General features: G+C 49.0%; 19 protein-coding genes. 17 read left to right on the forward strand and 2 right to left on the reverse strand.

The window, feature by feature from the left end:
* Window position 1: 1 nt before the first annotated feature.
* The 6 genes from purF (at window position 2) to B8987_RS11710 (ending at window position 6,714) form a co-directional block, all read left to right on the forward strand.
* A complete protein-coding gene (purF, locus tag B8987_RS11685; RefSeq protein WP_020373923.1) occupies window positions 2–1,423 on the forward strand; it encodes an amidophosphoribosyltransferase in 1,422 nt (473 codons plus the stop codon).
* Window positions 1,410–2,456: a phosphoribosylformylglycinamidine cyclo-ligase gene (purM, locus tag B8987_RS11690; RefSeq protein ID WP_020373922.1), complete on the forward strand. Its 1,047-nt coding sequence runs from the start codon at window positions 1,410–1,412 to the stop codon at window positions 2,454–2,456. The genes purF and purM overlap by 14 nt, the downstream gene beginning before the upstream one ends.
* Complete coding sequence (purN, locus tag B8987_RS11695; protein WP_020373921.1) at window positions 2,453–3,064, forward strand: phosphoribosylglycinamide formyltransferase; 612 nt, start codon at window positions 2,453–2,455, stop codon at window positions 3,062–3,064. The genes purM and purN overlap by 4 nt, the downstream gene beginning before the upstream one ends.
* A complete protein-coding gene (gene purH, locus B8987_RS11700) occupies window positions 3,043–4,572 on the forward strand; it encodes a bifunctional phosphoribosylaminoimidazolecarboxamide formyltransferase/IMP cyclohydrolase (RefSeq protein ID WP_020373920.1) in 1,530 nt (509 codons plus the stop codon). Before purN ends, purH begins: the two co-directional genes overlap by 22 nt.
* Before the next feature lie 49 nt (window positions 4,573–4,621).
* Window positions 4,622–5,911: a phosphoribosylamine--glycine ligase gene (gene purD / locus B8987_RS11705; RefSeq protein ID WP_020373919.1), complete on the forward strand. Its 1,290-nt coding sequence runs from the start codon at window positions 4,622–4,624 to the stop codon at window positions 5,909–5,911.
* A gap of 65 nt (window positions 5,912–5,976) precedes the next feature.
* Window positions 5,977–6,714, forward strand: a complete 738-nt coding sequence (locus B8987_RS11710) for a hypothetical protein (protein ID WP_242940669.1) — start codon at window positions 5,977–5,979, stop codon at window positions 6,712–6,714.
* Between the two features lie 86 nt (window positions 6,715–6,800).
* Here B8987_RS11710 and B8987_RS11715 read toward each other — a convergent pair whose 3' ends face one another.
* Window positions 6,801–8,525: a peptide ABC transporter substrate-binding protein gene (locus B8987_RS11715; protein ID WP_084661613.1), complete on the reverse strand. Its 1,725-nt coding sequence runs from the start codon at window positions 8,523–8,525 to the stop codon at window positions 6,801–6,803.
* Window positions 8,526–8,806: 281 nt separating this feature from the next.
* On the opposite strand from B8987_RS11715, the gene B8987_RS11720 reads away from it, so the two are divergent.
* The 6 genes from B8987_RS11720 (at window position 8,807) to B8987_RS11745 (ending at window position 15,956) form a co-directional block, all read left to right on the forward strand.
* The gene (locus B8987_RS11720; RefSeq protein WP_084661614.1) at window positions 8,807–9,103 is read left to right on the forward strand and encodes a YerC/YecD family TrpR-related protein; all 297 of its coding nucleotides are present in this window, start codon (window positions 8,807–8,809) and stop codon (window positions 9,101–9,103) included.
* 49 nt (window positions 9,104–9,152) lie between these two features.
* Window positions 9,153–9,452 (forward strand): hypothetical protein, encoded by a 300-nt coding sequence (locus B8987_RS11725; protein WP_020373914.1) that lies wholly within the window; start codon window positions 9,153–9,155, stop codon window positions 9,450–9,452.
* A gap of 146 nt (window positions 9,453–9,598) precedes the next feature.
* Window positions 9,599–11,731 (forward strand): ATP-dependent helicase, encoded by a 2,133-nt coding sequence (locus B8987_RS11730; protein WP_084661615.1) that lies wholly within the window; start codon window positions 9,599–9,601, stop codon window positions 11,729–11,731.
* Entirely contained in the window at window positions 11,731–13,782 is a 2,052-nt protein-coding gene (gene ligA, locus B8987_RS11735) for an NAD-dependent DNA ligase LigA (RefSeq protein ID WP_020373912.1), read from the forward strand. Before B8987_RS11730 ends, ligA begins: the two co-directional genes overlap by 1 nt.
* Before the next feature lie 174 nt (window positions 13,783–13,956).
* Window positions 13,957–14,967 carry an ABC transporter ATP-binding protein gene (locus B8987_RS11740; protein ID WP_020373911.1) on the forward strand — a complete coding sequence of 337 codons (1,011 nt, stop codon included), beginning with the start codon at window positions 13,957–13,959 and terminating at the stop codon, window positions 14,965–14,967.
* Complete coding sequence (locus B8987_RS11745; RefSeq protein WP_020373910.1) at window positions 14,964–15,956, forward strand: ABC transporter ATP-binding protein; 993 nt, start codon at window positions 14,964–14,966, stop codon at window positions 15,954–15,956. Before B8987_RS11740 ends, B8987_RS11745 begins: the two co-directional genes overlap by 4 nt.
* Before the next feature lie 90 nt (window positions 15,957–16,046).
* Here B8987_RS11745 and B8987_RS11750 read toward each other — a convergent pair whose 3' ends face one another.
* Window positions 16,047–16,403 (reverse strand): hypothetical protein, encoded by a 357-nt coding sequence (locus B8987_RS11750; protein WP_020373909.1) that lies wholly within the window; start codon window positions 16,401–16,403, stop codon window positions 16,047–16,049.
* Between the two features lie 200 nt (window positions 16,404–16,603).
* Here B8987_RS11750 and gatC point away from each other — a divergent pair, with 200 nt between their 5' ends.
* Genes gatC through rlmD form a run of 5 tightly spaced genes read left to right on the forward strand, consistent with a single transcriptional unit; the run spans window position 16,604 to window position 22,063 of the window.
* Window positions 16,604–16,903 carry an Asp-tRNA(Asn)/Glu-tRNA(Gln) amidotransferase subunit GatC gene (gatC, locus tag B8987_RS11755; protein ID WP_020373908.1) on the forward strand — a complete coding sequence of 100 codons (300 nt, stop codon included), beginning with the start codon at window positions 16,604–16,606 and terminating at the stop codon, window positions 16,901–16,903.
* On the forward strand, window positions 16,903–18,363 hold the full coding sequence (gatA, locus tag B8987_RS11760; RefSeq protein WP_020373907.1) for an Asp-tRNA(Asn)/Glu-tRNA(Gln) amidotransferase subunit GatA: 1,461 nt from the start codon (window positions 16,903–16,905) through the stop codon (window positions 18,361–18,363). Before gatC ends, gatA begins: the two co-directional genes overlap by 1 nt.
* Entirely contained in the window at window positions 18,360–19,832 is a 1,473-nt protein-coding gene (gene gatB / locus B8987_RS11765; protein WP_020373906.1) for an Asp-tRNA(Asn)/Glu-tRNA(Gln) amidotransferase subunit GatB, read from the forward strand. The genes gatA and gatB overlap by 4 nt, the downstream gene beginning before the upstream one ends.
* A complete protein-coding gene (locus B8987_RS11770) occupies window positions 19,816–20,709 on the forward strand; it encodes a S66 peptidase family protein (protein ID WP_084661616.1) in 894 nt (297 codons plus the stop codon). The genes gatB and B8987_RS11770 overlap by 17 nt, the downstream gene beginning before the upstream one ends.
* A gap of 4 nt (window positions 20,710–20,713) precedes the next feature.
* Window positions 20,714–22,063: a 23S rRNA (uracil(1939)-C(5))-methyltransferase RlmD gene (gene rlmD / locus B8987_RS11775; protein WP_084661617.1), complete on the forward strand. Its 1,350-nt coding sequence runs from the start codon at window positions 20,714–20,716 to the stop codon at window positions 22,061–22,063.
* Window positions 22,064–22,082 lie beyond the last annotated feature (19 nt).

Raw genomic sequence — 22,082 nt, forward strand, 5'->3', positions numbered from 1 at the left:
GATGGCAGACGAATTGCATGATGAGTGTGGGGTCTTCGGAATTTACGGGGATAATCAAGCTGCCCTGAAATCCTATTGGGGTACGTTCAGCTTGCAACACCGGGGCCAGGAAAGTGCGGGGCTGGCCGTGTTACAAGGTGAAGAGATTACTGTGCACAAAGGAATGGGACTCGTTACCGAAGCCTTAAAAATTGAGGAAGAAAGCCAACGCACTGGTCATGCCGCCATTGGGCATGTCCGTTATTCCACGACCGGCGAATCTTCGATCGTGAATGCGCAACCATTACTCATGAAAACCCGCTTTGGTCTTTTGGCTCTCGGACAAAACGGAAATTTGGTCAATGCTCAAGAGTTACGTCAGCGCTTGGAAGCGGAAGGCGCCATATTTCAAGGCACAACCGATAGTGAAGTGCTCGCCCACTTGATTGCGCGCAGTCATCAAACCTCTTTTTATGAGGCCCTGCGTGATTCCCTTCAGCAGTTGCAGGGCGGATTCGCGTTTACCGTCCTTACCGATGAGGCCTTGTATGGTGCGCGTGATCCGCACGGGATACGTCCTTTGGCCCTGGGGCAAACGGAGGATGGGGCTTATTTATTGGCATCCGAATCGTGTGCCTTTGATGTCATTGGAGCCCGCTATATTCGTGAAATTGATCCCGGGGAATTAATCACGATTCGTGACAAAACGATCGAAACCGATCGCTTTGTGAATTTTCAAGCGCCAAGAGCCCTTTGCAGCTTCGAAATGATTTATTTCGCCCGTCCTGATTCTCATATGGAAGGACAAAGTACCCATGTTGTGCGACGACGCCTCGGGGAGATCTTGGCACATGAAGCGCCCGCTCAAGCAGATTTAGTGATTGGCGTTCCGGATTCCAGTATCCCAGCGGCAATGGGATATGCTCAGGCAGCCCGGCTGCCCTTTGATTTTGGCTTGGTCAAAAATCGCTATGTGGCGCGTACCTTCATTGCGCCCAATCAAGCTTTGCGCGAATCAGGGGTGCAACTCAAATTATCGGCTGTCCGAGAAGTGGTTGAAGGAAAGCGTTTGGTTTTGGTGGACGACAGCTTAGTGCGGGGAACCACATCTCGCCACCTGGTGCAAATCTTGCGGCATGCGGGGGCCACCGAAGTGCATATGCGTATTGCTTCACCGCCTTATACCGATCCTTGTCATTACGGGATTGATACGTCACGAGCCACTGAATTAGCGGCCCGGAATATGAGCATTGAGGAAATCCGGGACATGGTGGGTGCCGATTCTTTGGCGTATTTATCGATTGATGGCTTACGCCGAGGATTGTCGCAAGAAGGATGGTGTATGGCGTGCTTTGGGGCGGGATATCCTGTCCCCCTGACTAACGACCTGAATGTTTCTGTCAGTGCGACGAAAGGCGGACCCAAATCCCATGAATTCCGATAAAGATATGACACGCGAAAATCAACCCTTACGGTACCAAGACGCCGGTGTAGATATCGAAAAGGGCAACGAAGCGGTAAACCGAATACGGCCCTGGGCATTGAAAACGGCCCGAAAGGAAGTCCTCTCTGGAGTGGGAGGGTTTGCTGGCGCCTTTGAATTGCAAGAGCCCAGTGTGTTATTAGCTGGGGCTGATGGGGTTGGTTCAAAATTGATGATTGCCGAAGCACTCCAACAATTTGATACGATTGGCATTGATTTGGTGGCCATGAATGTGAATGATATTTTGGCACAAGGCGGCGAGCCGCTGTTCTTTTTGGACTATATCGCCACGCATCAAATTGTCCCCGAACAGATCGAACTTCTTGTCAAAGGCATCGCCCAAGGGTGTCTTGAATCCGGCTGTGCCTTGCTGGGCGGGGAAACGGCGGAACTTCCGGATCTCTATCAGCCGAGTCATTTTGACTTAGCAGGTTTTTGTGTGGGGCGCATGGTGCATAAGCCTACGGAACCGGTGCAAGCGGGAGACCAAATTTTGGGTATCGCGTCAAGCGGATTTCATTCAAATGGGTATGCCTTGCTCAGGAGAATCGTAAGCGAGCGACATTTGAAGTGGGATCAGCTCTATCCTGCGACTGGGGATCAAACCTTGGGACAAGCTTTGTTAACTCCCACCCGAATTTATGTGAAAGCGGTAGAGGATTTGTGGCAAAAGGTGAGCATCAAAGCCATGGCACATATTACCGGCGGCGGTCTGATTGAAAATGTGCCGCGCACATTACCAGATGACGTCATCGCGGTGATTGACAGATCCTCCTGGACAATGAGCGCTTTGATGCAGTGGTTTCAAGAACTGGGTCCGGTGAGTGATGATGAGTGGTACCGAACGTTCAATGCCGGCATTGGTTTTACCGTAGTCCTGGCCCAAAGCGATGTCACGCTAGCCCAATCGGTTTTGGCCCAACACGGCTTGGCATCTTATGTTATTGGCCACATTGAAGTCGGGCACGGTGAACGAGGAGTGAAATGGGCATGAAGTGGGCGGCGTTAGTTGGCGGCTATGGCAGTAACTTGGAGGCGATGTTGGAATATGGGAATCCCATTGGCCTGGTCATATCCCATAAAGCCAATGTGCGCGCCTTGGAGGTTGCGAAACGCTTTCATGTGCCAACAGTGACATTATTGCCTAAAGCGTTCCCCATGCGTGAAGCCTTCGATCAAGCGCTGCTGAAAATATTACGAGACGAAGGGATTGAAGCTTTGGCATTGGCAGGATATTTGCGTTGGTTGGATCCGGCTATTGTCCGCGAATATAAAGGGCGAGCGATTAACCTTCATCCTGCACTGTTGCCTTCATTTCCCGGCCTCAATGCGATCGAACAGGCGTTCGAACACGGCGTGTTTTGGACAGGCGTTACCGTGCACTTTATTGATGACGGCCATGATACCGGCCCGATTATTGCTCAAGCCGCCGTTCCCCGTTACCGGGAGGACACGCTTTTCGATCTCCGAGAACGTATTCAATATCATGAACATCACCTCTATCCTCGCATTGTGGAAGCGGTTGATCAAGGCATCGTGGTCTTGGAAGGAACACAGGTCATTTGGAAGGAGTCAAAATCATGGATCAATGGGCAGTATTAAGTGTTAGTGACAAAACAGGATTGGCCGAATTGGCCCAAGGGTTCCTGTCACAAGGCATCAAGCTTTTGGCGAGTGGAGGAACCTACCGGTTTTTACAGGAACAGGGTATCGAGGCCAGGCCTTTAGAGGACTTAACGGGTTTTAGTGAGATTTTAGGGGGACGGGTGAAAACACTGCATCCCCGTATTTATGCCGGAATCTTATCCCGTGAAACGGATCAGGACATTCGTGACCGGGACACCATTGGTGCGCCGCAGATCGTTGCGGTGGTGGTGAATCTATATCCGTTCGAAAACCGTCTCACCCAAGGAGCCGATCAGCCGACTTTAATCGAAGAAATTGACATTGGCGGTGTGGCCCTCATTCGGGCGGCAGCGAAAAATTTTGCGCAGGTACTGGTCTTAGTCGATCCCAAACAATATCCTGAAGCGTTGAAAACGCCTATCACGGCATTGTCTTGGGAGGATCGGTTACGCTTTGCACAAGAAGCCTTTCTCCATATTGCCCATTACGACGCGGTTATTGCACAAACCTTTAGCCAATGGCGCAATCCTCCAGTAAAACCGGTTCATGAAGAAGTTTATGTTTTGTCAGGACGCAAATGGGGAGAACTACGCTACGGGGAAAACCCTCATCAAGATGCCGCATTTTATGCGGTTCCCGGGCAAGAGGGCTTTCAAAGTGCCACACTCTATCAAGGAAAAGCGTTGTCCTATAACAATTTAGCCGATGCTGATACCGCCTGGCGGCTATCGGCGAGTCTTCCGGCGCCGAATGCGGTTGCCGTCAAACACCAGACTCCTTGCGGTGTCGGACTGGGTACTACATTAGAAGAGGCTTATGTCAAAGCGTACGAAGCCGATCCCGTATCGATTTTTGGCGGGATTGTCGCATTAAAAGGCACCGTCGATGAATCTCTCGCAACAAGGCTCAATACGCTCTTTCTCGAAGTGGTGATTGCGGAATCGTATACCCCTGAGGCCTTAAAGATTTTGGCAAAAAAGAAAAATCTTCGAGTGCTCGCGATGCCGTTTAATTTGCCCCCTTATGCCGAAGAAATCCGTACGATTACGGGCGGCTTTTTAGTTCAACAACGTGATAGGGTGAGTGTTCCCTGGGATCGCCTCCAACATGTGGCGGGACCCCAAGCAGATCTGGAGAAGTTTAAACAAGATGTGACGTTAGCCTGGACAACAGTCGGATTTGTCAAGTCGAATGCTATTGTCGTGGTCAAAGATGGGATGACAGTGGGCATTGGTGGTGGGCAAACAAACCGCATTGATGCTGCGCGTCAAGCTCTAGAACAGGCTAAAGAAAAGGCCCAAGGAGCGGTTCTGGCATCCGATGCCTTTTTTCCTTTTGGCGATGTCATGACTGAAGCTGCGAAGTATCATGTTGGTCTGGTTATTCAACCCGGGGGGTCTTTAAGAGATAATGAGTCCATTGACGCAGCTAATCTCTATCAAATTCCCTTGTATTTTACCGGTCAGCGTCATTTCCGCCATTAAAACGAATCAACGGTGAATAGGCTAAAGGTTAGAGGAGGGCTTTTGGGGCATGCATGAGGAGTCAAATCAATTACCATTATCTGCGATGACCGGCATTTTGGTTGTGGGCAGTGGTGCGCGTGAACATGCGATTATATGGGGAATTGCTAAAAGTTCTCCGGGGGTCCCTCTTTATGCGGCGCCGGGGAATGCTGGTATCGAAACCCTTGCTACCTGCTTGCCTTTATATTCAGCCGCCGAGGTGGTGGACTGGACGCGGGATAAGGGGCGGTTATTAGTGGTCATAGGACCTGAAGCGCCTTTGGCCGAAGGGATTGCTGATCTCTTGCGCCAACAGGGGCATGTCGTGGTGGGACCGTCCCGGGACGCGGCTCAACTGGAAAGCAGTAAAGTTTTTGCAAAGCGCTTTATGGATCGTTATCAGATTCCGACAGCTACATGGCAGGTATTTCGCGATCGCCAGAGCTTGTGGGATTATGTGATTCAGCAGAAGACGTTTCCGCTTGTCCTCAAACAAAGCCGATTGGCTCAGGGCAAAGGCGTGGTTGTCGCTGCTGACCGTGAGGAAGCCCTCCAGACTATTACAGACTGGTCTCATGATCCAGCGGTATTTGCCGATGGGATTATTGTTGAACAATGTTTAATCGGCAAAGAGGTCTCAGTACATATTTTGACAAATGGACAAGATTATGTCTGGCTGCCTCTCGCGCAAGATTATAAACGGCTGACGCCCGAACCTCACAGTCCCAATACCGGAGGAATGGGAGCTTATGCTCCCGTAGACTGGCTTAGCCCCAAAGAACGTCAGGTCATCGATGACGAAATTCTACGACCCGTTGTGAAGGCGATCGCAGAGGAACATTTGTTGTACCGGGGAATCTTGTATGTCGGGTTGATGATGACTGTGGACGGTCCCAAAGTCTTGGAATTCAATGTGCGTTTAGGCGATCCGGAAACGGAAGTTCTCATTCCCATTATGGATATTCCGTGGGTTGAATGGTGGTGGGCTTTAGGACAAGGACATCTATTGGAAACACAGTTGCCACCACCGAGTAGAGCCGCTGTCGCGGTGGTCTTGGCATCTGAAGGGTATCCCAAACATCCCATGACTGGGCAGTCCATTAACATCGAACCGGTTGCTGGCACCGTTGTTTTCCACGCGGCGACAGTGCGTGAGCAAGGAGAACTAAAGGCTCAGGGCGGGCGCGTGCTAACCGTGGTGGGGCTCGGTGATAATATTGACAAGGCCCGGCAGCAAAGTTATGCGCAAGTGGCTGCCATTACATTTCCTCACAGCCAACATCGTAGGGATATTGCGGCGAATATTGAAGCCAACTGAGTAAATTTGGTCCACTTGGGGCACTCTGAACACAAGACAATGTGTGTTCGGAGGAGGCATAACAGGTGCGTAAAATTTTGAGTGTGGCAATGATGGGTCTTTTTTTGACATTTGTTCCGGCCTGCAGTTTCACCATGGGAGCTCCGGCTCCCGAGCACGGAAGTACAGCCTCGACAAATCAAACGGAAGGCACATCGGGATCCCATAGTCCGAGTTCCTCCTCGTCTGGTGGAGGTTCATCGGGATCTCAAGGTAGCAGCGGTTCGTCTTCTCAAGGGGGCTCGAGTTCGTCTCAAGGAGGATCCTCGGGAGGCTCCTCCTCAGGCGGGTCAAGTTCATCAGGTCAGGAACCTTCTATGGAAATTCAAAAGGCGGTTCGTGATGAGATGGAGACGCCCAAAATGCAGAAAATGATTGCCGAAACGATTTCTTCAAGCCAGTTACAACAAGCACTGATGACTCCTATGGGACAGTCGACGTTAGAGAAAGCGTTAATGATGGTAGTCAACAGTCCTAGTTTCCAAAAAACTTTAGAGACTGACGTGAGTAAGGCCTTGAGTTCACCACAAATTATGGACATGATTGATTCGTCGGTAAAAACGAGTTTGATGAAAATGGCTTCATCGTCCAGTAGTAGTAAATCGTCGAGTTCCTCAGGCGGTCAGTCGTCCTCATCTTCCCCAAGCAGCTCATCATCGGGGTCATCGTCAAGTGGAGGTTCCAGTGGAGGAGGATCCAGCGGAGGATCGAGTGGTGGCAGTTCGGGATCAAGCGGAGGATCCTCGTCAAAGTCCTCGTCCTAATTGTCTGGTATGGTTTAGTGACGGCGGTAAAAGAGCCCTTCAAGGGGAAAGATATCTTGAAGGGCTCTTGCGTTCCATCTGTGCGCTTAATTAACGGTCCAATAATTAGGCGATTCGAGATCGGTGACCGGATTAAAGTGGCGATTGACGCCGTGAAGATAGGATGCATGTTCCGTAAAGGTGGGAATCCATGGAAGCCAGATCACGGGAAGATTTTTCGCGGCAAATTGTTGGTAGGCGTTCATTCGAGCCTGAATTTGCTGCGGGGTCCCCGGTTGATAGGTCTCTTGGATTAATTGATTCATTTCCTGAGAGTTGTAACTTCCGTAGTTCGCCGCGGCGTTGGTGCTAAACAGTCCGCCACCCGTGGGGTAGTAATCCGGTTCGTAAGTCCAACCTCCTCCCCAGTTGGCAAGCTGCCAATGTGATGCATTTTGCTGGGTTGCGGTGGCAATAATGGTATTAAAGGGTTGAGAAACCAAATTGATGACAATACCTTCTTGTGCCAGATCACTTTTGATGAGTTCCATCTCATGAGCGACGGTGTTGCTGCCACTGACATAATCTGCCGTAAATTCGAGTTTTTGACCATTTTTCGTCATAACTCCGTCGACCAGTTTCCACCCGTGTTCTTCCAAAAGTTTTTTGCCCGCTGCGGGGTTAAAGGGATAGGGATTTTTCAGTTGCGGATCATAAAATATGGTCGCCGGTTTAGAGGGAATCGGCCCATATTCGGGCACTCCATCATGATATAAGGCTTGAATAATGCCGGCTTGATTGATGCCCATTTGGAAGGCTTGGCGAATGTAGAGATGGTTAAATATTTGTCCAAATCCACCGGGCGCTTTGACACTCAAATTGGGCAGCATGTAGTTAAATCCAAACGGATATTGAATGTCCATCACATCGGTTGTAAGTTGATTGCGAGAATTCCATAGTGAGGGTGGAAGATATCCCACCGTTAATGTGCCCGTTTTGAGCCCCGCAAAAACGGCTGCCGGCGATGATTCGTACATGTACACTAGTTTGGTAATGCTGGGCTTATGTCCATCGTAATGGGGGTTTGGCACAAATGTCCAATACTGGTTGTTGGTCTTCGATTCCGCCGCAGAAAATTCAAAAGGACCATCCACGACTTGGTAATACGGTGAAGCCGGATCATTGGCTACGGATTGAATGAATTTTAGTTCCTGAGTCATGTTTTTGTGAATATCCCAAACCGATGCAGGTACCACGTCAATCTGCCCTAGACCATTATGCAAAAACCACTGGGGGTTGGACGGTTGGTTTAACGTCACGATAACCCTATCCTGTCCTTGGGCTGTGACACTCTGCCAACGACTGGGAATTCCGCCAATTCCTGCCGCACCATATTGCCAAGGCGGCGTTTGTCCGTTGGCCCCAGCTGCCGCTAGCATCAAGTCAATCGTGAAGACGACATCTTGAGCCGTGACAGGTTGTCCATTGGACCAATGCCATTTGGGATTTAATATAATCGTGTAAACGGTACCATTACTGTTCCATGTGACTTGTGATGCCAGGGATCTTGCATAATCAATGCTGTCCGTGTGAGAAATGTCCAGTAAAGGTTTATACATCAGGGCATTAATTTGACCATTAACCGTAGAAAAAGCCTGGCTCGATTCAATGGGAAACCACCAGTTCGGACTCACTTGGGCTGGTAACGCTACGGTGATAGCTTTGGAGACGGCAGCGGGGGATTGAGTGCCTGCCGATGACGTCCCACATCCCGCCAAAACTGCGGGAATCAAGATAGCTGTTGATATTAAGGCAAAAGATTGTTTGCGCATAAGAAAATGGTCCTCCTACCTATTGGGCACGCCTTTCGTGTTTTTATCGTTTTTGAGCAATACCGGCCGGGCTCATTGAAACAGGAGATACCATAACGCAGAATTTCTCGAGCGTCGAGCAGCAAATTGACGATAATTTATGCAAAAACCATGGAATATCATAAACTGACATCAGTTTACGACAATTTTTGAATGAAAATGCCCTCTTTTCTTTGATCTCCAATTCGGTATAGTGTATTTAAAGGTTAAATTTAAAGACAGAATTGAGGTTGAGGCGCGTTATGAATCTTAAGCTAAAGACACCGGAAACCGAATTACTATGCCGTGCCGTATTGTCTTTAGAGACGGAAGATGAGTGTTTTGCGTTTTTTGAAGATATTTTGACGGTGCAAGAAATTCAATCCATCGCTCAACGATTGTCTGTCGCGCAAATGCTCGACCAGGGTCAAACCTATGATGATATTGCCCGAGTGACGGGTGCATCGTCAGCCACCATTTCGCGAGTGAAGCGGGCTTTAGCGTTTGGGGCGGATGGATATCGGCGGGTCCTCGACAAACTGAACTCGACCACCCAATAATTTTTTGCGCGCGCTCTTTAGCGCGGTAATGCGTCAGGAGGGTAATGCGGTGAATTCTCTTCAGTTATTGACCGAGTCGGGATTCTTCTGGCAAGACCGTATCAAGGGATTTGCCCGGATGAATGACCGCGTTCTGGCGTTATGGTACCGAATGCCCAATGAACTGGTGGCAGAGAGCGAACTGGTTCAAATCGCGAAATCCTTGCTCCGCATGGTATCAACCCAGGAAGACGACGGCGGGTTTTTCACAGTCAAGAAAGATCATCATCCTCTCCAGGTGCATGTGCATTTCAACCGGTGGCCCCATGACCTGAAGCCTCTGTTTGGGCGAGAAGAAAGCGTGCACTAATGGGTGGATGCCATAATCATGACCCCTTGGGATTGAGAAGGGAAAACCTAACGGGGTAACAAATCCAGGCAGTGGACAAGAACTCCCAAGGAGCCTCTGATGCTCCCGTGATATAATAGATAATGAGGACATCACGGGAGGCTATCATGGATTTATTGAACGCATTAAATGAACGTCAGCGCGAAGCTTGTGAAATAACTGAGGGACCACTTCTTTTGTTAGCGGGAGCAGGAAGTGGCAAAACTCGAACGTTAACATACCGCATTGCTTATCTACTCGATCAACATTTAGCCTATCCACATCAAATTCTAGCCTTTACGTTCACCAATAAAGCCGCCCGAGAAATGAAAGAACGCATTGAGCGACTCGTTGGGGATATTGCTCGCAGTATGTGGGTGGGGACCTTTCACGCTGTTGCTGTGCGAATATTGCGGCAAGATATTCAGCGCTTGGGATATGGACCACAATTTTTAGTCTATGACGCGGATGATGCGAAAGCGGTTATAAAAGAAATTATAAAAGAGTTAGGTTGGGACGATAAACAATGGCCGGCAGCGCAGTTTGTGCACGCTATTAGCCGGGCCAAGAATGCCTTTATTTCACCCGAGCATTATCCCAGCCAAAGTTACCAAGATCAACATGTGCAACAAGTTTACCAACAATATCAAAAACGCTTAAAATCCCTCAATGCTCTAGATTTTGACGATTTGATTTATCTCACGGTGCGGTTGTTTGATCAATTTCCTGAGGTGCTCGAACACTATCAGGATCGTTTTCGCTATGTCTTTGTGGATGAGTATCAAGATACCAATTTAGCGCAGTACCGTTTGATTCAGCATCTAGCCAAAAAGCATGGGAATTTGTGTGCTGTCGGAGATGATGATCAAGCGATCTATGGATGGCGCGGCGCTGATATGCGGAATATTCTTGAATTTCAACGCGATTTTCCGGGAGCTCGCGTGATTCGGCTCGAACAAAACTACCGGTCGACACAAAATATTTTGGATGCCGCTAATGCCGTTGTAGCTCACAACCAGGAACGATTAGGCAAGAACTTATGGACGACAAAGGGAGAAGGCCAAAAAATACGCGTTTACGAAGCGCCAGAAGAGGAATCGGAAGCCTGGTTTGCCGCCGAAATGGTTCATGAAGCGGTAAGACGGGGGCATTCGCTGTCCGATTGTGCCATTTTATACCGGACCAATGCTCAGTCCCGGGCCTATGAAATGGCTTTGGCCCGAGCAGGACTAGCTTACCGTCTGGTAGGCGGCAAGAAGTTTTATGAACGCAAAGAAGTTAAAGACGTGCTGGCATATTTGAAGGTTTTGTTTAATTCTCAAGACGATTTTTCGCTATCTCGGATTATTAATTTTCCCCGGCGAGGTATTGGCGATGTTGCCTTGGAAAAAATTCGACAGTACCAAGATGCCAATCAGCTATCGTTATATGATGCGCTGGGTCAGGCCGCAAATATTCCCGGGCTCTCGGCACAAGCCCAAAAAGCTTGCCACGAACTTCATGATTTGTTCGAATCGTGGCGGACTTATTTGGATGACTCGCTCGCTGAATTGACGCGCCTGGTCGCGGAAGAAAGCGGGATCATGCCCCTCTTCCGGCAAGATCGGAGCCGTGAAGCCCAAGACCGCGTAGAAAATATTGGAGAATTGTTGTCGGAAGCTAAACGGTTTGAAGAAGAACAAGGTATCCATGATTTAGGAGAATTTTTAGGGTGGGTCGCTTTAGTCTCTGATTGGGATCAAACTCAAGAGGATCAGGGTGGGGTATGGTTGATGACCCTGCACAGTGCCAAAGGACTGGAATTTCCGGTGGTGATTATCGGCGGCCTCGAAGAAGGGATTTGCCCACATATGCGTTCGATTGACGAGGGCACATTAGAAGAGGAGCGGCGGCTTATCTATGTGGGAATTACCCGAGCGCAGGAAGAATTGTATTTATCCTACGCGAAAACCCGGACCATGTTAGGGCGCACACAACAAAACCCGATGTCGCGCTTTTTGGGTGAAATTCCTGAAAATCTTGTAGAACGGCCTCGACGCGCGGCGCCTGCTGATCGGGCCGTGAGTGCTCGCAACCATGTGTTAACGGACGTGGCGGTTGGGGAAAAAGTCCGGCATCCCCGTTTTGGTTGGGGGACAATAGTGGCCATGCGTGGCGAAGCTGACGACTTGGAATTAACCATTGCGTTTCCTGGCGGTGGTGTCCGGTCTTTTTTGGCACGGTTTGCACAACTGACTCGTGAAGGAGCCGAATCGGTCTGATGACGTCGAATGAAGAGGCCATTGCCGCGCGGATTAAAGAACTGCGAGAAAGCATTGCCTATCACAATCATCGTTATTATGATTTAGACCAGCCTGAAATTACCGATGCCGAGTATGATGCGCTCGTTCAGGAATTGATGCGTTTGGAAGAGCAATATCCGCAGTTTAAGAGCACGGAATCGGTCATTAATCAGGTTGGAGGTCAGGTCAACCCGGCTATGGGGGTGGTATCGTTTTCCCCTCCGGTTTTGAGTTTAAATAACGTGCACAATGCGGATGAACTGCACGAATTCTATAACCGGGTTGGCCAGATGTTGGCAGAAGACACACCGAAGTTCACCTGTGAATTGAAAATTGACGGCTTAAGTGTGGTCATCCGCTATCATGAAGGCCAGCTCGTCCAAGCGGCCACGCGTGGTGATGGATTGAGTGGTGAAGATGTCACCCAAAACGTGCGTATGATTCGAAGTATTCCGCAAATACTTCATCAGCCCGTGAGCTTTGAAATTCGCGGAGAAGTCTATATGCCTCGCAGTGCTTTTATGGCGTTAAATGCCAAACGCGAAGAGGAAGGACAAAGCGTGTTCGCCAATCCCCGTAATGCGGCGGCGGGATCCTTACGCCAACTCGATCCGGCAGTCACAGCTAGTCGTGAACTCTCTGCCTTCTTTTATCAAATCCGACAATGGACCCAAGACAGTCAGTTCTCATCACAAATTACCACGCAACATCAAGCCCTTGAATTTCTTAGGACGGTGGGATTGCCCGTTGAGCCCCATTTTGCATATTGTGAGAGTTTTGATGAGATCATGGACTATGTACAGAAATGGGATAGTAAAAGGCAAACGTTGGATTACGACACCGACGGGTTGGTCATTAAATTAGATGATTTGTCCAAACAAGCGATTTTAGGCGAAACCCAGAAAGCGCCGAGATGGGCGGTAGCTTACAAATTTCCTCCGGAAGAGGTTTTGACCGAAGTCCTGGCGATTGAAATTTCGGTAGGTCGAACGGGGGTATTAACACCGACAGCCATTTTAAAACCCGTTCACGTTGCAGGGACCACCGTGAGTCGCGCGTCGCTCCACAATGAAGACATTATTCGGGAACGTGATGTCCGTGTTGGGGATTTTGTCTTTATTCGCAAAGCCGGGGAGATCATTCCCGAAGTGGTCCGGGTAGAAAAGACCCTGCGTCCTCCCCACACGGTACCCTTTGAATTTCCTAAAACATGTCCTGCATGTGGTTCAGATGTGGTGCGTCTGCCTGGCGAGGCTGCTTATCGCTGTACCGGGGGCATGGCATGCCCAGCTCAATTGCGGGAAGCATTAATCCATTTTGCATCCCGTGACGCGATGGACATCGAAGGGATGGGAGAAAAGACCGTTGATCTCTTACTAAATGCGGGATTGATCAAACGGGTGGATGACATTTACCGGCTCAAAGAAGAAGACTTATTGAAGCTTCCTCGATTTGGAAAATTGTCGGCGAAGAAGCTGGCTCAAAGCATTGAGCAAAGTAAGTCGCGCTCGCTCAGTCGCCTTATTTTTGCTTTAGGAATGCGTTATGTGGGGCAACGCGTGGCGTCATTGTTAGCGAGTCATTTTGGAACCATGGAACGATTGGAAGCCGCAACCTATGAAGACCTTCTGGCGATTCCTGATGTGGGAGAACGTATTGCAGATAGTGTGGTGACATTTTTATCGCAACCTCTGAACAAAGAAGTCATTGCGAATCTTAAGAGTTTGGGGCTCAAGATGATCGATGACACGATCTCAGGCGATCAAGACGGCTCCCAGAAGGTTTTAAGTGGGCAATCTATTGTTGTAACGGGAAGTTTTGTGCAGATGCCTAGAAAAAATCTGGAAGCGTGGATTGCGCAACTCGGTGGCAAGGTAGCCTCATCGGTATCATCCCGTACGGCAATGGTTATCGCTGGCGATAAACCAGGATCCAAATTAGAAAAAGCTAAAGAGTTGCAGGTGCCAATCCTTAGTGAGCAGGAATTTTATGAACGCATGGCGAATTTAGGCATCAGATATTCCCAATGATCCAAATGGGGGAGGAGACACTGGATAATTGTCCAAACTTCGTCGCAGGAAGCTTGGACCATTGCAGCAGATTCTGTCAGACCTTATAATGATTGAGATTAGTTAATTGTCGGATTATGTCGTCATTATTATCATAAGTTTGATAACCGCGTGAGCGAGGAAGGAGCGAACGGAGTGCCGCAGAGAGTACTGGATGTCCGGAATTTAAGCACCCATTTTTTCACTGAAGATGGAGCGGTGAAATCCGTCGATCAAGTGAGTTTTTACATTAATGCGGAAGAGACGCTCTGCGTTGTGGGGGAATCAGGGTGTGGCAAGAGTGTGACATCGCTCTCAATTATGCAATTGATTCCCAGCCCGCCCGGGAAAATTGTGGGAGGAGAAATCCTGTTTAATGGGGAAGACCTATTAAAGAAATCTCCTGAAGAGATGCGAAAAATCCGGGGCAACGATATTGCCATGATCTTTCAGGAGCCTATGACGTCTCTTAACCCGGTCTATACCGTTGGCGACCAAATTGCAGAGGCTGTCATTTTGCATCAAAAAGTTGACAAGAAAGAGGCATGGAAACGCGCTGTTGACATGCTACGTGAAGTGGGTATTCCTTCTCCCGAAAAACGGGCGAGAGAGTATCCCCATCAAATGTCTGGGGGTATGCGTCAACGGGTCATGATTGCTATGGCTATGTCGTGTAATCCGCAGTTGCTGATTGCTGATGAACCGACTACGGCGCTTGACGTGACAATCCAGGCTCAGATTCTTGACTTAATGCGCAAGCTGAAACGGGAGTTTCATACCGCCATTATGTTGATTACGCACGATCTTGGTGTGGTGGCGGAAATGGCGGACCGGGTCGTGGTTATGTATGCCGGTAAAATTGTGGAGGAGAGTGCGACAGCAGAGCTATTCCGCGAGCCCCTTCATCCATACACGCAGGGATTGTTGGATTCGATTCCTCGCTTGGATCAACCGACGACGGAAAAATTACATGTTATTGAAGGCACGGTTCCGAACCCCTTGCATCTGCCTAAGGGATGTACTTTTGCTCCCCGTTGTCCCAAGGCGATGGATATCTGCCGTGAGAAAGCTCCGGTATTAACAGAGGTATCTGAAGGTCGCAAAGTGAGTTGCTGGTTACATGTGGATCCCCAAAAACAACCGAGTGGTAAGGAGGCGGCTTCATGAGCGCCGTTTTACAAGATCAAAAGGCTAACGACATCTTGATGGAAGTGCGGGATCTCACCAAGTATTTCCCCATTACCGGGGGATTATTTTCCCGCGTCGTCGGGCAGGTTAAAGCTGTAGACGGGGTTAGCTTTGATTTGCGCCGGGGAGAAACCTTAGGCTTAGTGGGAGAATCAGGCTGTGGAAAAACGACCACAGGCCGTGCCGTGTTGCGGCTCATTGAACCGACCTCAGGCACTATTAAATTTGAGGGCCGAGACATCACGCGGTTAGGCAAAAAAGAAATGCGTGCCTTACGCAAAGAAATGCAAATCATTTTTCAGGACCCGTTTGGGTCATTAAACCCTCGGATGTCTGTTGGGGAAATTATCGAAGAACCATTAGTCATTCACCATATGGGCAACCGCAAGGAACGGGAAGAGCGGGTTCGGAAGTTGCTTGAGGTTGTGGGATTGGCGTCCTATCACACTAGACGGTATCCCCATGAATTTTCCGGAGGGCAGCGTCAGCGTATCGGAATCGCCCGAGCCTTGGCCTTAAATCCTAAATTAATCGTGGCGGATGAACCGGTATCGGCTTTGGACGTATCCATTCAGTCACAGATTTTGAATCTCCTTGAGGATTTGCAAAAGGAATTTGGATTGACGTATTTGTTTATTGCCCACGGTCTGAACGTTATTCGTCACATTTCCGATCGGGTGGGTGTGATGTATTTGGGTGCGATGGTCGAAATTGCGTCCTCTGAAGAAATTTATCATAAACCTTTACATCCCTATACTGAGGCCTTATTCTCGGCCATACCGATTCCCAATCCAGATATCAAGCGGGAACGGATTATCTTGCAAGGGGATGTGCCAAGTCCCGTTAATCCTCCTTCGGGCTGTCGGTTTCATACACGTTGTCCGATTGCGCAGGAAAAATGTAAGGTGGATCGGCCCATTCTTAAAGAATCGGCCCCAGATCACTGGGTGGCTTGCCACTATCGGTAACGGCGCATGGCATGGAAAAACACAGGACGGGGAGGCATCTGTCCTGTGTTTTTTCATTTCACCATGAGTTTCTCCAGTGAGCAGGGTTCTTTATTTCATGACGCTTAATGCGGTCAATGTCACCACGTGGGGCGCCGAGGGCTGGTAAAATGTCCACCAAGGCACTTTGGCAACCCATTTGCCAGAGGCCTTCACATTTTGTCCAATATGCAAATGAGGCGGTAAGGAGACGATAGAATTTGAGGGGGTATTAATAACGGGATCATCAAAAATAGTGGAATCGACCTCGATAGCCACGAATCCGCCATCAAATCCTTGTCCTATATAACGAATCCTGCCAGTTTTCGTGATTTGATATTCACGGGTTTTTTGTGGATACACGAGCAAGAATGCCAATATGGCCAATATGCCCAGCAGCCAAAATTTTCTCTTGGAGAGTGCGATCATCGTTTCCCACCTTTAGTCATCATGTTCAAATGCTGTAGAATCCCAGCGTTCATATCGTTACTGTCCGTTTTCCCGCTAATGACCAAGCCTATTCCGTATTGTTGCGATTTCTGTGAAAGCCGACAAGGGGGAGAAGAGCACGGCATTTTTAAAAGCGTATTGAGCCATGTTATAATTGGTAGGTTATGGAGGGGTGAAATGTGTCTTTATCTGAAGAACAAGTGAAGCATGTGGCGCGTCTTGCTCGGATTCAGCTTAAACCTGAAGAGGTTTCACAAATGACCGTTCATTTAGGCGCAGTTCTCGAATATATGTCTCAACTCAATGAATTAAATACCGATCAGGTTCAACCGACAATGCACGTCATACCGATGACAATGCCTTTGCGGGAAGATATTGTCCGTCCTTCGTTGCCAGTGGAAGAGGCTTTGAAAAACGCCCCCGATCCCCGTGACAATATGTTCGGTGTGCCGCGGATCATGGATGGAGGCGAGGAGTAATGGTGATTCATGAATTAGGTGTTAATGAGCTCGCATACCGCATCCGTGACAAAGAATTATCCGCAAGCGATGTGGTCGCTGCGATTAGTGATCGTATAGAAGACGTCGAACCCCAGGTTCAGGCATTTTTACACATTGATTTGGAATATGCCAAAGCTCAGGCAAAGAGAATTGATCAATTGCCTGCACACGAATTAGAACGGTTGCCTTTAGCCGGCGTTCCCATAGCCATTAAAGACAACATGACAACGACGGCTATGCCGACGACTGCGGGGTCCAAAATTCTTGAAGGGTTCATGGCGCCTTATAATGCGACAGTCGTTAACCGGTTGGAAGCGGCTGGGGCTATCATCATCGGAAAAACCAATTTGGATGAGTTTGCCATGGGTTCGTCGACGGAGCATTCGGCCTACCATGTGACCCGTAACCCGTGGGACCTGGAACGGGTGCCAGGGGGATCGAGTGGCGGCTCTGCCGCCGCGGTTGCCGCACAAATGGTTCCGGCCGCCTTGGGTTCCGATACCGGAGGTTCTATTCGTCAGCCCGCTAGTTATTGCGGGGTAACAGGCTTTAAGCCGACATACGGGCGTGTATCCCGCTATGGATTAATTGCCTTTGCTTCCAGTTTGGATCAAATTGGTCCGTTGACGCGGAGTGTGGATGATGCTTGGTTGTTATATCAAGTCATTGCGGGACATGATCCTTTTGATGCCACATCTTTGACACAACCCGTTGAGCCACGAACTGCCGAACCGGTTCAATGGAATCAATTACGGATTGGGATTCCTAAAGAATACGACGGCGAGGGACTTGATCCACGTGTTCAGGAGCGCTACCATCAAGTTTTGTCAACGTTGGAGGCGCAAGGAGCGAAACTGATCGAAATTTCCTTGCCTCACACGCATTATGCCATCGCCACCTACTATTTAGTGGCCCCTGCTGAAGCATCCAGTAACTTATCGCGCTTTGACGGCGTTCGTTACGGATACCGGGCTCAGGGGAACGACTTGTTGGAAATGTACGAGCGGACTCGGGCTGAAGGATTTGGCCCCGAAGTCATTCGTCGTATTCTTCTGGGGACTCATGCTTTATCGGCGGGTTATTATGATGCGTATTACCTTAAAGCGCAAAAGGTTCGGACGCTCATCCGCCAAGATTTTGAAACCGCTTTTGGTCAAGTGGATGTGATATTGACCCCGACAACCCCAGATATTGCCTTTAAATTTGGGGAAAAGAGCCAAGATCCCCTCCAGATGTACCTGTCTGATGTATTCACCGTGACGGCGAACTTAGCGGGGATTCCCGGAATTTCCACGCCGGCAGGTTTGATTTCAGGAATTCCTGTCGGAATCCAGTGGCTTGGACCTGCCTTACAAGAGAACCGGTTATTGCAAATTGCCCGTGGATTTGAAGAACTTTGGCCATCAGGGCCTTGGCCGTCTTTAGGAGGCGACTTATGAACAGCAATTTTGAGGTTATCATCGGACTCGAGGTGCACGTTGAACTTAAGACACAGTCAAAGCTTTTCTGTAGCTGTTCGACGGAATTTGGTGCAGAACCTAACACCCATACCTGTCCTATTTGTTTAGGGATGCCTGGCGTATTACCGGTTTTGAATCAACAAGCTGTTGTGTATGCCACCAAAGCCGCAATGGCTCTTCAGTGCACGGTCCATCCATACTCGAAGTTCGACCGCAAACAGTACTTTTATCCCGATTTGCCCAAAGCCTATCAAATTTCACAATATGATCAGCCTTTGGCCGAACATGGTTCTGTGCCCATTGTTGAGAATGGCGAAGTCGTCAAGAAGATTGGGGTACGGCGTATTCATCTGGAAGAAGACGCCGGGAAATTAAATCATATCGGTCAACGACTGGGAGATGCTAAAGGTTCCCTGGTCGATCTCAACCGGGCCGGAGTTCCTCTCATTGAAATCGTATCGGAGCCTGACATCCGCTCAGCCGAGGAAGCCAGACTTTATCTCACTGAACTACGCAACATTTTAAGTTATCTAGATATCTCTGACTTGCGCATGGAAGAGGGCTCGATGCGGTGTGATGCTAACGTATCCTTACGCCCGAAAGACTACACGGGATCGTTAGAAGATTTGCCGCGTGTTGAAATCAAAAACGTCAATTCCATTCGGAATGTGCAACGGGGAATTGAATATGAGGTGGAACGCCAGGCGGAATTGTTGGCTCGTGGGGAACGCATTGTGAAGGAAACGCGCGGATTTGACGATCAAAGTGGCAGAACCTATTCTCAACGTAGCAAGGAAGAAGCCAATGACTATCGTTATTTCCCTGAACCGGATTTGCCTCCTTTGGTACTCGATGAGGCATTTATCCAAACGATAGCGGGTAGTCTACCACCATCCACCATGACCATTCGTGAAGAATTAAAGGCAGCAGGAGTCCAACCCAAGGATATTGAAATCATTTTAGCCGATCAAGGAGCATGGGCTTTTTGGCAGGATGCGACATCGCAATATGCGGATGCGCGGCAAATCACCAATTGGATGTTGTCGGATTTGTCACGGTTACTCAATGCGCATGGCGATAGTTTTGCAACGTCGCCCGTGTCGCCAAGCAATCTTGTGGAATTACTGAAATTGATTGATGATGGCACCTTGTCAGGACGTATGGCCAAAGAAGTTCTTGACCATATGTACCAAACCAAACAACCAGCACATATTGTGGTTAAGGACTTGGGCTTGAGCCAAATTACGGACCAGAATGCGATTACGCAGGTTGTCGAAGAAACTGTGGCTCAACATCCTCAGGTCGTTCAAGATTACCTCAGTGGAAAAGAAAAGGCCTTAGGGTTCTTAGTGGGTCAAGTCATGAAAAAGACCAAAGGACAGGCCAAACCGGATATGGTCAACGCGATTTTGAAAGAAGTTATTCAGGCCTATGCGGAAAAAGCCTAAACCATTAAAAGCCGGTGCCCACATTCGAATCGTAGCTCCCGCAGGCATCGTGAATCCACAGAAACTACAGCGCAGCCAAGATTTCTTGACTCACCGTGGATACACGGTGAGTCAAGGCGCTCATGTGTTGGACCAGCATGAAATATTTGCAGGAAGAGACACCGACCGGGTCCAAGATTTAATTGACGCCTTATCGGATCCCCAAGTGGATGCGGTGATTGCCGCCCGAGGAGGCTATGGAAGCGTTCGCCTTTTGCCGTTGTTAGATCAAGTGGATCTTTCCCATCTTGAGCCCAAGTGCTTGATAGGGTACAGCGATATTACCGCTTTGCACGCCTATTTTTTTACGAGATATGGCTGGATCACCTATCATGGACCCGTCATGGAATCCGATTGGACCCAGGAGAATGGTCAGATGGCACTCGATGTTCTCGCCGGGAGGAAGACATGTTGGCTAACACGGGAGATGGAGGTATTAAACCGGCCTCATGCTCCGATTACAGCTCCTTGGCAGGGCGGTAACTTAACAGTATTAACCTCTCTCATCGGGACGCCCTATTTCCCACGTCTGAATGGCACGGTTCTCTTTGTAGAAGACGTGAATGAAGCTCCTTACCGCATCGACCGGATGTTTCAGCACCTCTTATTAGCGGGTTGCCTGGAAGGAATTCGGGGTATTGTATGGGGAGAAGCAGTGGGCTGCGGTAGTGATGCGGACCCTTTAACAGTGAAACAGATTATACACAGGATAGCCTTAGAATGTGGTATTCCGGGATGGTACAACTTCCCCGCGGGTCACGGTGTAACGAATTGGACTGTCCCTTTGGGACAACCGTTGACAATATCTGATGATCACGTCTTGGTAGCAGGTGACTAAACGAATGGACACAACATTGCCAAAAGAGATTGAGGTTCAAATTGACCGCATGGGACAAAATGGCCAAGGTATCGCTTACCTGCCTGATGGGCGGATTTTCTTTGTAGACGGCGCTTTACCCGGGGAACGGGTTCGTGCTCAGTTGACTCAAGTCAAATCACAATATGCCCGGGGAACATTAAACCAGGTGCTTCAAGCGAGTCCTAGCCGGATTGAGTCCGGTTGTTCTTACTTTGAACAGTGTGGGGGATGCGCCTTTCAACACTGGGATTATCAACAAGAATTGCAGTACAAGGAAAACTGGGTAAGACAAGCCCTGAAACGGATTGGCAAAGTAGATGCCCCACCTGTGGAACAGATCGTGGCGGCACCTTCGGCCGATCATTACCGGAATAAAGGGCAATTCCCCTGGGGATATGTTGATGGGAAACTGCGATTAGGTCTTTATCAATCCCGCAGTCACGAGCTCGTTCCTTTGGACAATTGCCTTATCCAGGATCAGGCTATTAGTAAAATGTTGGAGGATTTGCCGCGCCTAGTTGCCCCGTACCGCCTATCCGCTTACGATGAATCTACGGGCAAAGGATTGTTGCGGCATGTGCTCATCCGCACGTCAAAATGGTCCCATGATATGCTGGTCTTGTTTGTTGTGACAAAGCAAGAACCTCGGCTCAAAAACATTGCCGAGGAATTACGGCGGCAATACCCCCACATTGCAGGCGTCGGAATCAATATTAACGCCGAACGGACTAATCGAATTCTCGGAACCCATACGGAGTTGTTGGCGGGAACCTCAACAATTATCGACAAAATCCTAGACATGTCGTTTTATGTGTCTTTTGAGTCGTTTTTCCAGGTCAATCCCGAACAAGTCAGCACATTATATCAGCTAGCCTTAAAGCATGTGCCCGAGAATGCGAAAATTGTCTGGGATCTTTATGCTGGGGTCGGTACGCTTGCCACATTGATGAGTCCTAAGAGCCAAGCCGTTTATGCCATTGAAATCAATCCTCAAGCTGCAGCAGATGCTAAGAAAAATTTTGCTCTTAACCATTTGAGTAATGTGTCTATAATAGCCGCCCCGGTCGAAGAGATTGCGACACGTCACCAGCTGCCCAATCCTGAAATTGTTGTGATGGATCCTCCACGAAAAGGTGTAGACGCTAGTGTATTGCAGACGTTAAAACAATTGGCACCCGAACGGATTATTTATGTCAGTTGTAACCCTGACACTTTGGCTCGGGACATCGCCTTATTACGTCCCGATTATGAACTTCAAAGTGTCACGCCCGTCGATATGTTCCCGAGAACTGATCATGTAGAGTCCTGTTCACTACTCATCAAAAAACCCTAAATAACGCAGGATCTATTGG

The sequence above is a fragment of the Sulfobacillus thermosulfidooxidans DSM 9293 genome, assembly GCF_900176145.1.
Taxonomy (GTDB): Bacteria; Bacillota; Sulfobacillia; order Sulfobacillales; family Sulfobacillaceae; genus Sulfobacillus; species Sulfobacillus thermosulfidooxidans.

Bases quoted from the DNA above. Each gene is read 5' to 3' on its own strand.
- purD (WP_020373919.1), top strand. From the start codon at position 4,622: ATGCATGAGGAGTCAAATCAATTACCATTATCTGCGATGACCGGCATT.
- B8987_RS11750 (WP_020373909.1), bottom strand. From the start codon at position 16,403: ATGATCGCACTCTCCAAGAGAAAATTTTGGCTGCTGGGCATATTGGCC.
- purF (WP_020373923.1), top strand. From the start codon at position 2: ATGGCAGACGAATTGCATGATGAGTGTGGGGTCTTCGGAATTTACGGG.
- B8987_RS11720 (WP_084661614.1), top strand. From the start codon at position 8,807: ATGAATCTTAAGCTAAAGACACCGGAAACCGAATTACTATGCCGTGCC.
- B8987_RS11715 (WP_084661613.1), bottom strand. From the start codon at position 8,525: ATGCGCAAACAATCTTTTGCCTTAATATCAACAGCTATCTTGATTCCC.
- gatA (WP_020373907.1), top strand. From the start codon at position 16,903: ATGGTGATTCATGAATTAGGTGTTAATGAGCTCGCATACCGCATCCGT.
- purH (WP_020373920.1), top strand. From the start codon at position 3,043: ATGGATCAATGGGCAGTATTAAGTGTTAGTGACAAAACAGGATTGGCC.
- ligA (WP_020373912.1), top strand. From the start codon at position 11,731: ATGACGTCGAATGAAGAGGCCATTGCCGCGCGGATTAAAGAACTGCGA.
- gatB (WP_020373906.1), top strand. From the start codon at position 18,360: ATGAACAGCAATTTTGAGGTTATCATCGGACTCGAGGTGCACGTTGAA.
- B8987_RS11730 (WP_084661615.1), top strand. From the start codon at position 9,599: ATGGATTTATTGAACGCATTAAATGAACGTCAGCGCGAAGCTTGTGAA.
- purN (WP_020373921.1), top strand. From the start codon at position 2,453: ATGAAGTGGGCGGCGTTAGTTGGCGGCTATGGCAGTAACTTGGAGGCG.
- purM (WP_020373922.1), top strand. From the start codon at position 1,410: ATGAATTCCGATAAAGATATGACACGCGAAAATCAACCCTTACGGTAC.
- B8987_RS11770 (WP_084661616.1), top strand. From the start codon at position 19,816: ATGCGGAAAAAGCCTAAACCATTAAAAGCCGGTGCCCACATTCGAATC.
- B8987_RS11745 (WP_020373910.1), top strand. From the start codon at position 14,964: ATGAGCGCCGTTTTACAAGATCAAAAGGCTAACGACATCTTGATGGAA.
- rlmD (WP_084661617.1), top strand. From the start codon at position 20,714: ATGGACACAACATTGCCAAAAGAGATTGAGGTTCAAATTGACCGCATG.